9 protein-coding genes are annotated in these 10553 nt (G+C 67.8%); 6 read left to right on the forward strand and 3 right to left on the reverse strand.

What is annotated here, in order from left to right; genetic code table 11:
- The first annotated feature begins 98 nt into the window (after positions 1 to 98).
- The 3 genes from EV186_RS01660 to EV186_RS01670 all read left to right on the forward strand — a co-directional run bounded on the left by EV186_RS01660 (position 99) and on the right by EV186_RS01670 (position 3706).
- Positions 99 to 335: an acyl carrier protein gene (locus EV186_RS01660; RefSeq protein WP_133847304.1), complete on the forward strand. Its 237-nt coding sequence runs from the start codon at positions 99 to 101 to the stop codon at positions 333 to 335.
- Between the two features lie 30 nt (positions 336 to 365).
- Positions 366 to 1856 (forward strand): AMP-binding protein, encoded by a 1491-nt coding sequence (locus EV186_RS01665; RefSeq protein ID WP_133847305.1) that lies wholly within the window; start codon positions 366 to 368, stop codon positions 1854 to 1856.
- A 218-nt stretch (positions 1857 to 2074) separates the two neighbouring features.
- Positions 2075 to 3706, forward strand: a complete 1632-nt coding sequence (locus tag EV186_RS01670; protein WP_133847306.1) for an MFS transporter — start codon at positions 2075 to 2077, stop codon at positions 3704 to 3706.
- Between the two features lie 59 nt (positions 3707 to 3765).
- Here the strand turns inward: EV186_RS01670 and EV186_RS01675 are convergent, their stop codons facing one another.
- Positions 3766 to 4758: a methyltransferase gene (locus tag EV186_RS01675; RefSeq protein ID WP_243753771.1), complete on the reverse strand. Its 993-nt coding sequence runs from the start codon at positions 4756 to 4758 to the stop codon at positions 3766 to 3768.
- Positions 4759 to 4776: 18 nt separating this feature from the next.
- Positions 4777 to 5526: a TetR/AcrR family transcriptional regulator gene (locus EV186_RS01680; RefSeq protein WP_208115448.1), complete on the reverse strand. Its 750-nt coding sequence runs from the start codon at positions 5524 to 5526 to the stop codon at positions 4777 to 4779.
- Positions 5527 to 5697: 171 nt separating this feature from the next.
- Between EV186_RS01680 and EV186_RS01685 the strand changes: the two genes are divergently transcribed.
- From EV186_RS01685 to EV186_RS01695, 3 genes are all read left to right on the forward strand, one after another.
- Positions 5698 to 6090, forward strand: coding sequence for a PqqD family peptide modification chaperone (locus tag EV186_RS01685; protein WP_243753772.1), 393 nt, complete (start codon positions 5698 to 5700; stop codon positions 6088 to 6090).
- 252 nt (positions 6091 to 6342) lie between these two features.
- Positions 6343 to 8385 (forward strand): GDSL-type esterase/lipase family protein, encoded by a 2043-nt coding sequence (locus EV186_RS01690; RefSeq protein WP_133847307.1) that lies wholly within the window; start codon positions 6343 to 6345, stop codon positions 8383 to 8385.
- Positions 8386 to 8443: 58 nt separating this feature from the next.
- The gene (locus EV186_RS01695) at positions 8444 to 9325 is read left to right on the forward strand and encodes an oxidoreductase (protein ID WP_133847308.1); all 882 of its coding nucleotides are present in this window, start codon (positions 8444 to 8446) and stop codon (positions 9323 to 9325) included.
- 47 nt (positions 9326 to 9372) lie between these two features.
- Here the strand turns inward: EV186_RS01695 and EV186_RS01700 are convergent, their stop codons facing one another.
- Positions 9373 to 10551, reverse strand: coding sequence for an NAD(P)/FAD-dependent oxidoreductase (locus tag EV186_RS01700; RefSeq protein ID WP_133847309.1), 1179 nt, complete (start codon positions 10549 to 10551; stop codon positions 9373 to 9375).
- Between the last annotated feature and the right edge of the window lie 2 nt (positions 10552 to 10553).

A 10553-nucleotide genomic window follows, 5' to 3' on the forward strand; every position in this document is an offset into this window, starting at 1 on the left:
GCTAGGGGTCTGCTAGGGGTTCGGCAACCCCGATCCGTCAGCTAGCGTTTTCCGCAGGCGATTTCTCAAACACCTGCGGAAACAAAGGCGGACGCATCATGTGGGACGAGCAGTTCGAAGAGCTTCTGCGCAGGTATCTGCCCTTCCTCTCGCCGGAGGACCCGATCGAGGGCGACACCCGCCTGCGTGATTTCGGGCTGGACTCGCTCGGCATGGTCGAGCTCCTCGCCCAGCTGGAGGCCGCGTACGACGTCCGGTTCGTCGACGACGCGCTGACCCTGGAGACGTTCGAGACCCCGGACGTGCTCTGGAAGACGTTGCAGAGCTTCAAGTAATCCTCATCGACCCGAGGCGGGGACGCACACATGGACCAGACACATGCATTGCACGACCGGTTCCTGCGTGGCCTCGCCAAATCCCCGGGCGGCGTTGCCATCCGCGCCGCCAACGGGGAGCTGACGTACCAAGAACTGCACGAGCTGGCGCTGTCCTGGGCCGGCTCCGTGCTCGCCGGCGCCGGATCACCGAAGGCCGTCGGGGTGCTGGCGGGGAAGTCCAAGGAGGCGTACGCGGGCATCCTCGCCGGGCTCTACACCGGGATCACGATGGTGCCGCTGCAGCCGGCGTTCCCGGCCGCGCGCACCAAGCAGATGATCGAGGCCGCCGGTGTCGAGGCGTTGATCGCGGACCCCGCATCCGCCTCGGCACTGGACCAGCTGCGCGCGGAAGGCGTCGACCTCCCGGCCTTCTTCCCCGACGCCACGGACACGGCGCACCGCTTGCCGAGACCGAGAGCGGTGGCCCCGGACGACGTCGCCTACATCCTCTTCACGTCGGGATCGACCGGGAAGCCCAAGGGTGTCCCGGTCATCCACGCGAACACCGACCACTACTTCCGGCTGCTGGACGAGCGCTACGACTTCGGCCCGGAGGACGCGTTCTCGCAGTTCTTCGACCTGAACTTCGACTGCGCCATGTTCGACTTGTTCTGCGCGTGGGGCTGCGGCGGCACGCTGGTGTCGATCACGACCCAGGCCGTGCGCGACCTGCCCGCGTTCGTGCGGGACAACGGCATCACGGTGTGGTTCTCCACGCCGAGCGCGATCTCGCTGGTGCGCAGGCTGGGCGGGCTGCACGACCTCGACGGGCTGCGCTGGAGCTTCTTCGCCGGTGAGGCGATCACCTGCCAGGACGCCGCCGACTGGGCCGCGGCCGCACCGGGTTCGCAGGTCGAGAACATCTACGGCCCGACCGAGCTGACCATCACGGTCTCCAGACACGTCTGGACCGACGACTCCGCGCGCATCGCCGTGGCCGGCGTCGTGCCGATCGGGCTGGTGCACGAGGGCCACGAGTGGTTCCTGCGCGACGCCGACGGCAACGCCGACGTCACCGAGGGCGAGCTCTGCATCGCCGGCCCGCAGCTGACCGCAGGCTACTTGGAGCCGGCGCAGGACGAGGGCCGGTTCCTCGAACGCGACGGCCTGCGGTTCTACCGCACGGGCGACCGCGTGCGCCGTGCCGACACCGGCGACCTGTTGTACCTGGGCCGGCTGGACAACCAGGTGCAGGTCCACGGGATCCGGATCGAGCTGGCCGAGGTCGACCAGGCGCTGCGTGACTGCGAGGGCGTCGAGGACGCCGTCACCGTCGCCTTCCCGGTCGACGACAGCGTCGAGCTGGCCGCGTTCTACACGGGGACCAAGGTTTCGCCCGGTCTTCTCGCGCGCGCCCTGAGCCGAACCTTGCCGCAGGCAGTGCTGCCCAAGCGGTTCACGCACCTGCAGGAGTTCCCGCTGAACTCCAACCGCAAGATCGACCGGACGGTGTTGACCCGATGGGCTCTCGATCGCTAAGCGGTGCGCTTGCGAGCTGGGCGTTGCCGTCCGACGGCCGCCGGGCTCCACCCTGCCTCGAGCGGCGCTCAAGCGAACTGCGAGTTGACCACGACCCGTAACCCGCAGCCTTGAGTAGTGGGCCGAACACACCAGGTCGTTCCCCATGTACGTGACACGCAAATGTGTACGTGATACGCTCTGCGTGTCGGATACGCACGAGAGGACCCACAGTCGCCATGACGGACAACAAGCCCCAAGCTGGCATCAAGGAGTGGCTCGGCCTTGTGGTGATCGTCCTGGTCACCTTCCTGATCGCCATCGACATCTCGGTGCTGGGCTTCGCGATGCCTCCGATCAGTGAGGCGCTGAAGCCAAGCGCTACCCAACTGCTCTGGATCATGGACATCTACAGCTTCGTGCTGGCCGGGATGCTGGTCACCATGGGCTGGATCGCCGACCGTGTCGGCCGGCGCAAGATGCTCATCTTCGGTGCGGTCGTGTTCGGTATCGCCTCGGCCATCGGTGCGTTCGCCAAGGACCCCGAGACGCTGATCGGCGCGCGTGCGCTGCTCGGCTTCGGTGCGGCAACGCTGACCCCGACCTCACTCGCGCTGATCCGCAACATGTTCCACGACTCGAAGCAGCGCAAGACCGCCATCGCCGCGTGGAGCGGCACCCTGTCCACCGGTGCCGCCATCGGCCCCGTGGTCGGCGGCCTGATGCTGAACAACTTCTGGTGGGGATCGGTGTTCCTGATCAACGCCCCGGTGATGGTGCTGGTGCTGATCCTCGCGCCGATCCTGCTGCCGGAATACCGTGACCCGAACCGCGGCAAGATGGACCTGATCGGTTCGATCCTGTCGCTGGCCGCGATCCTGCCGCTCATCTACGGCCTGAAGGAACTCGCGGTCAACGGTTACTCCAACGAGCGCATGGTCTACGTGGGTGTCGGCGTCGTGTTCCTTGCGGCGTTCATCCAGCGCCAGCGCACCGCGGCCAACCCGCTGATCGACATCAAGCTGTTCCGCAGCGGTGGTTTCAGCGGCTCCATCCTCACGAACATGACGGTGATGCTCGCGTTCATGGGCATCGGCATCCTGACCAACCAGTACCTGCAGGTCGTGCTCGACATGAGCCCGTTCAAGGCGTCGCTGTGGTCGCTGGGTGCCATGCCCGCGATCGGCATCGGCATCGCGTTGACGACGGTCTTCGCCCGCAAGGTCAAGCCGAAGTACCTGATCGGCGCGGGCATGACGGTGATGGCCATCGGTTTCGGTGTGCTGAGCCAGCTCAAGGTCGGGTCCAATGTGGTCTTCGTGATCGTCGGCGTCGGCCTGATGGCCGCCGGAATGATCGCCTCGAAGACGGTCACGGCGGAGATCGTGGTCACCTCCGCTCCCCCGGAGCGCGCCGGTGCCTCGGCCGCGATGTCGGAGACCTTCACGGAGTTCGGCAGTGCCATGGGCTTCGCGTTGATCGGCAGCATCGGGTCGGCGGTCTTCCACCACCAGATGCTGAACGTCCACCCGGCCGGGCTGACCGGTCCGGCCCTGGACGCCGCGCAGAACACCGTTGGTGCCGCTGCCCAGATCGCCGGCCAGCTCCCGCCGGCGTCCGGTCAGCAGCTGATCAACGCCAGCAAGGAAGCCTTCACCCACGGTCTGCAGGTCGCCGCCCTGGCCGGCGCGATCGGCATGGTCGTGGTGGCCCTGATCGTCGGGGCCCTGCTCCGCAAGGTGCCGATCGAGGCCGCATTGCCCCGCGAGGAGGCGGACGACGACATCGTCGACGCCACGATTCCCGAGCAGGGCAAGGCAAAGGCTGCGCAGACCGAAGGCGAGGAGCCGGTCGCGGTCCCCGCTGGTTGATTGAGTTAACACGCACGAGAAGAACGCCCGTCAGGCACCCAGCCTGGCGGGCGTTCTTGTTATGCCTGACCGTCGACGCGGAACTCGATCAGACACCGCTGGTCGGTCAGATCCACAACGGACTCCAGCACCAGACCGTGATCCGCGCCGAGCGCCTGGAACTCCGCCACGGTCCGCTCCCGGCCACCGAAGATCACCAGCATCGACAGGTCCATGTCGGTGGCGGCTCGTCGCCCGCCGATCCCTTCGACCACAAGGATCCGCCCACCGACGGGAGCGGCCTCGATACAGCGGGCCAGGATCCGGTGCGCGTTGAAGTCGTCCCAGTCGTGGATGATGTCGACCAGCAAACAGGCATCGAATCCCACGGGAAGCGGGTCGAAGAAGCTCTGCGCCGTCACCTCGGCCCGATCCGCGACACCGCGAGCGCGAAACGTCTCGAGCGCTTCCTCGGCGGTCGGTGAGAGGTCGAGGAGGTTCCCCCGCATCTCGGGATTCACCGAAAGGATCGCCGACAGCAGATCTCCGCGCCCACCGCCGACATCGAGGATCGACGAGAACTGCGACCAGTCGTAGCTCAACAGGATCTGCGGCACCTGACCCTGGAAACGCAGCACCATCTGCCGGTCGAAGGACTCGCGCAACGACGGGTCCGCCGCGAGGTCGGCCCAGAAGTCCTGACCGTACCGCCGCGGATAAGCCGCCTCCCCGGTGGCGACGCTGTGCGCGAGTTCCACGAAGGCCAGCTCGGCCCGGCCGGCCGAGGAATCCAGGCGCAGCAACACCTCCGTGAACGGATCGCGCAGGTTCGCCCCGAACGGCGTCAGCCGGAACCCGTCATCCAGCCGCTCGACGACGCCGAGGGTCGACAGGTGGTTGAGCAACAGTTCCAGCGGCACCGACGAGACCTTCAGCTCGGCCGCCAGCTCCTCGACCGGAACCGAAACCCCGGACAGGCGCGACGGCAACCCGAGGGTCACCGCGACGCGAAGCGCCATGGGAGTCGCAAGCCCGGCCATCCGTCGCAGCGCGGCCGCACCGTCATCGCCCACAAGGGATCCCACAAGAGATCACTGTGTCACACGTGACCGCACCAGGGCGTCGATCCCGTCCAGCACCCGCTCCAACCCGAACCCGAAGTCGTCCTTCGGTTCGTCGAACGTGTGCGCCTCGATCAGTTCCGACAACGCCGGGAACGCGTCGCGGGCAACGATGTTGGCCAGCATCTTCCCGTAGGAGGCCATCAGGTCGGCGTCGGCGGCATCCTCGCCGTCCACGGCCGGCGAGCTGCCGAACAACTGCGCGTTGGTCCGGACGTACCCGATCATCAACAGCATCACGGACAGCTTCTCGTCCGGGCGCAGCCCCGTGCCGCCGAGCGTGCGCAGCCCGCATTCCAGCCAGCTGAGCTGCCCCGGCTCGAGCGGCGGTCCGGCCACGGTGATCTGCAGCATCCACGGGTGCGCGCGGAAGACCTCCAGGAAGGCGCGCGCCCACTTCTCCAGCCCGGCGCGCCACTCGTCGCCCGTCTCGGTCAGCACCGGCGGCGTCCCGTAGGCCACGTCCACCATGAGCATCTGCAGCTCGTCCTTGCTGGACACGTGGCGGTACAACGACATCGTGGCGAAGTCGAGGCGCTTCGCGACCCTGGCCATGGAAAGCGACGCCAGCCCGTCCTCATCGGCCGACGCGATGGCCGCGGCCACGATCCGCTCGACCGACAGCCCCTCCCGGGGCCCGCGCTGCGCCTTCTCGCGGAGGTCCCACAGCACCTCGAGGCCGTGCGGCAGGTCCCCGCCCCTGTGCTCGCTGGTGGTCATTCAAAGCCCGCTTCCGGTGGGTATCGGATCGAGCGTACGCCACACGCATCCCCGAATCCCGTGACCTGATCACGAGCCCGCTCAAGGGATGCGTATGTCGCACGCATCGTGTATGCTATACGCACAGGGGTTGAGGGGTACACCTCGACCACGGCGGAAGGGAGGCGATCCATGACCGCGCACAGCACGTCCAGCGGTGTGGAGCTGCCGCTGGTCGCACTCGTCAAAGCCGACCACGGCCACTGGCGGACGACCAGCTCGGGCACGCTGCGCCTCATCATCAACGCGGGCGCCGCACCGGTCCGGCCGGCTCCCGGGGTCCGGGACACCTTGCTCGACAACGGCTACCTGGAGCTGGTCTCCGACGAGACCGGCCGCCGCTACTTCTGCCACCCCATAGGGGCGGCCATGTGGATCTCCCTGCGCGATCACGACGGCCAGCTCGACCGCGCCGCGCAGCACCTCGCCGAGGCGTGGGAGGCCGACGAGAAGGCCGTCCGGGCCGACATGGGCCTCTGGGTCGACGAGCTCTGCGACGCCGGTCTGCTGCGCCTGGAACGGTGACTCTCTGACCACGAACGCCCGGCCGCGGACAGGCCGGGCGTTCGCCGTTTCCGCCTGCCCTGACCAGCCAGGCAACGTGCTGTCCATGCCACGTGCCCGAACGACACCAAGCCGGGTCGTCGACCGCGAGAAATTCACTCACAAGTCACTTGAGACGTGAAATGTGCCGTCGTGGCCCCCCTCTTCTGCGGCCGACACTGCGCTTCGTGGACCTGCCAGGGTCCTCATCGCATTTGCGAGAAGGGAGAGTCCTTGACATTCAAGATCAGTCGGGCTCTTGCGCTGGTTTCGTCCGGAGCCGTCATGGCGACGGGCTTGGTCTGCCTTGGCTCAGCTCAAGCCGCTGCGGCAGGCCCAAAGGATTACAAGATAGATATTGTCGGTGACTCCTACTCCGCTGGTGAGGGGATGCGGGGCACTTATTTCGATGCCCACGACCCCCGGCACCGGTCGCCCGACGCGGCCGGCGCGCAGGCGATGCAGAAGGTCGAGGACGCCAACCCGAGCGTGACCATCCATGGCGCCATGGGTGCTTCCTCGGGCGCGGTGACCAAGGATTTCTTCACGCCTCAGCAACCTGAGTCGGCCGGAAGTCCTCAGGTCAACAATCCGCAGCGGGATCTGGTCCGGCCGGACGCGGATGCCGTGATCGTCGGTTTCGGCGGCAACGACGCGCATTTCGCCGAGGTCCTGTTCGATGCCATCACCTCGGGCAGCGGCAAGGCCTTCACCAAGGTGCTCCAAGATCTCCAGCCGATGCTCGACTCGCAGTTGAGCGCCGACGAATACCGCAGTCAGGCGGCGAATTCGGCCCCGGGCCAGGCGCCGACGGTGATCGCGCGGCTTCTGCAGGTCTACCAGGCCGTGCACGAGCGTGCACCGCACGCCAAGCTGGTGGTGCCGAACTATCCACTGGCCATCGACCCGAAGGTCAAGACGCCGTACTACAGCGGTTTCAGCAAGGATGAGTTGCAGCGCATCCAGGCGTTCGGCAAGCAGCTCAACGCCGCGATCGCCAAGGCGGTCGAGGTGTGCGGTTGTGCCGAACTGGCCGACGTTTCCCAGTCGATGACCGGGCGCGAGGTGTACACCGACAACCCCGGGCTCACCGACACGGGTGTGGCCTTCACCGGCGGCGTTGGCAAATGGGCGTCGCACGAGCCGTTCCACCCGAATGCCCGCGGTGGCGCGTTGATGTCCAACGCCATCGCCAAGGCGCTGGCCAAGGCGCTGGGACTGAAGTCGCCGGCACCGACCGGGGACCGGCTGACGCCGTTCTCCAAGCTGCAGCAGTTGGTGCCGGACGTCAATGGTGACGGCATTGACGACCGCGCCGCCCAAGGTCCCAGGAAACACAAGAAGGCCATGCCCAAGCACCCCCGGCCGGCCGTTGTCGACGAGCACCACAGTGATGGGACGAACTCGACGCCGGCGTCCGGCTTGGCTCTGGGCAAGGACAAGAGCAAGGGCTTGATCCCGCGCAGTGGGTTGATTCCGAACAACGGGGTGACCCCGGGCAAGGGTTCGACTCCAGGCAAGGAATCGACCCCGAGTAAGAGATCGACCCCCAGCAAGGGCTCAACCCCCGGCAACGGTTCGACCCCCGGCAAGGGATCGACACCGGCCAAGGGATCGAGCGGCACTGGTGCGGGTTCGGCACCGGCGACAGGTTCGACTCCGCCGGCGGATTCGGGTTCAGGTTCCACCTCGGACCGGGGTGCGAGCGCGGGTCCGGCGCCCGATGCGGGAACCGCACCGCCGAGCCGGGCCGACGCCTCTGGTGCGGACTCCGGCTCGGGCAACGTGCCGGGGACCAAGGCCGACGCTGTTCCGGCAGTCGGAGCGAGCACTGACACCGCCGCCGGCAACAGCCGCTTGGCGGCCACGGGCGGTGGCGCACAAGCGCCGGCGCCGGCACCCCAGCCCGGACCCGTCATGGATCCGATGCTGGGTCTGGCCCCGGGCATGCTGGCAAGCGGTACGAACATGTTCGCGCCGATGAACCCGCCTGCGCCCCAAGGGCCGGCCCCGGGCGCCTGGAGCGCCCCCGGCGGGCCGGGCGACACGAGTTCGCTCAATATCGGCGCAGGCAACACCGGCAGTTCCGGTCTCGGCGGTGGCCTCAGCACCGTCAACCCCGGTGCTTACGGCGGTGGCTTCGGTTCGGGCAACACCGGTGGTTCGGGCCTCGGCAGTACCGGCGGTTCGGGTCTCGGTAGCAGCCCCGGCGGTTCGGGCATCGGGGTCAGCCCCGGTGGCACCGAGAGTTCCGGCGTCGGTTGCACCTGCTCGTAGGCTTCGGCCGCACACGACTCGGCCCGGTCACCCTGGGGTGGCCGGGCCGAATTCTGCTATGACTGGACCGGTGACGAGGAACCTCGGTGACTTCTCTGTCAACCGCGTCGGCTTCGGCGCGATGCGACTGGCCCAGCGGGGCACGGCCCTCATCCCCGATGCGGTGCCCCGCGACCGTGCCGAGGCCATCACGGTGTTGCGCAAGGCCGTCGAGCTCGGCGTCGACCACATCGACACGGCGTCGTTCTACTTCTCCCCCGCGCACGGCGCCAACGAGCTGATCCACGATGCTTTGGCGCCATATCCGGATAATCTGGTCATCGCGACCAAAGTCGGACCGCGCCGGGACGCCGCCGGCGGATGGCTGCCGCAAGCGACACCGGCGCAGTTGCGTGGTGAGGTCGAGCGGAACCTGCGTGAGCTCGGCCTCGACACGCTGGACGTGGTGAATCTGCGCCAGTCCGGAATGGACTCGGTGGCCGAGCACTTCGGGGTGCTGGCCGAACTGCGCACGGCCGGGCTGATCCGGCACCTGGGGCTCTCCAACGTGAAGCGCGAACATGTTGCGCAGGCACAGGAGATTGCTCCGGTGGTGTGCGTGCAGAACTCCTACGGCCTCGGGCACCGGCCCCAGCAGGACGAGTTCGTGCGGGCGTGTGCCGAACAGGGCATCGCCTATGTGCCGTTCTTCGCGATCGCGGGCGCCGGCCGGGAAGCGGGTGCCGTGCAAGCAGAGGCCGAGGCGGTGCTGACCGTCGCGAAGGAGCACGATGCCACACCGGCCCAGGTCCGACTGGCCTGGGCGCTGCACCAGGGCCCGAACGTGCTGGTGATCCCGGGCACCGGCGACCCGGGACACCTGGCCGAAAACGTTGCGGCGGGCGAACTCCGGCTGAGCGCGGACGATCTGGAGTTGCTCGCGGAGGTCCACCGGGCATGACGAAACGCCCAGCCGCGTGGAAGGCTGGGCGTTTCGTGCACAGGGTTTCAGGCGGCGATGCGCTCCTCCTTCCCGATCTGGGGCCGGAACGTCTTCAGTCCCTTGATCGTGTTCCACCCAACGCAACCAACAATGCGACCCCGGCTGCGATACACAGCCGAGAACGTGCCCTCCGCAAAAGAGCCATGCACTACCTCCACATCGGCATCAGAAGCACACCAACCAAACGTCTGGATCTTCGCGTCGTACTGGTCGGACCAGCCGAACGGAATCTGGGTGAACGGGCGCGTGTCGCCGTCCAGCAGGTTCCCGGCGGCGGCCATGGCCATCTGCGCGGCGTTGGTGCGCAACTCGATGCGCACCCGGCCGCCGTGCAGCGCGTGCGGGAAGTTCGCCACGTCACCGGCCGCGTAGATGCCGGGCGCCGCCTTGCAGAACTCGTCGACCAGCAGTCCGTCGCCGATGTCCAAACCGGACGAGCGCAGCCACTCGGTGTTCGGCACCGAGCCGATGGCGACCACCACGACGTCCGCGGGGATCGTCATGCCGTCCGCCAGCTGGACGCCGGTGACCCGGCCCTGGGTCTGCTGCATGCCGGTGACGTGCCGGCGCAGCACCAGGTTCACGCCGTGCTCGCGGTGAAACGCCGCCGCGTGCTCGCCGACCACCGGGCCCACCTGGTGGAAGAGCGGCGTCGGGTTCGTGTCGATCAGCGTGGTTTCCAGACCCAGCCCGCGTGACGTGGCGGCGATCTCGGAGCCGAGGTACCCGGCGCCGATCACCGCCACCCGCGGCGAGCCGTTGGTCAGCTGTGCCCGCAGGGCGAGCGAGTCGTCGAGGGTGCGCAGCACGTGCACGCCCGCGATGTCGTTGCCCCACGGCAGCCGGCGCGGCCGGATGCCGGTGGCGATGACCGCGGCGTCGTAGTGCAGGTTCTCCCCCGACGCCAGGCTGATCGTGCGGGCTTCCTGGTCCAGCGCCGTGGCGCGGGAACCGAAGCGCAACTCCACGTCGATCGCCGACAGCGCGTCGGCCGAACGCAGCAGGGTCTGGTCGGTGGTCATGTCGCCGGCGAGCAGGCCCTTCGACAACGGCGGGCGGTCGTACGGGACGTGCGGCTCGTCCCCGACGAGGGTCAGGTGACCCTCATAACCCTTGTTGCGCAACGATTCCACGGCCGTGAGCCCGGCAGCCGAAGCACCGACTACGACGATGTTTTTCACCATGA

Origin of the sequence: Labedaea rhizosphaerae (genome assembly GCF_004362825.1) — a bacterium.
Taxonomy (GTDB): Bacteria; Actinomycetota; Actinomycetes; order Mycobacteriales; family Pseudonocardiaceae; genus Labedaea; species Labedaea rhizosphaerae.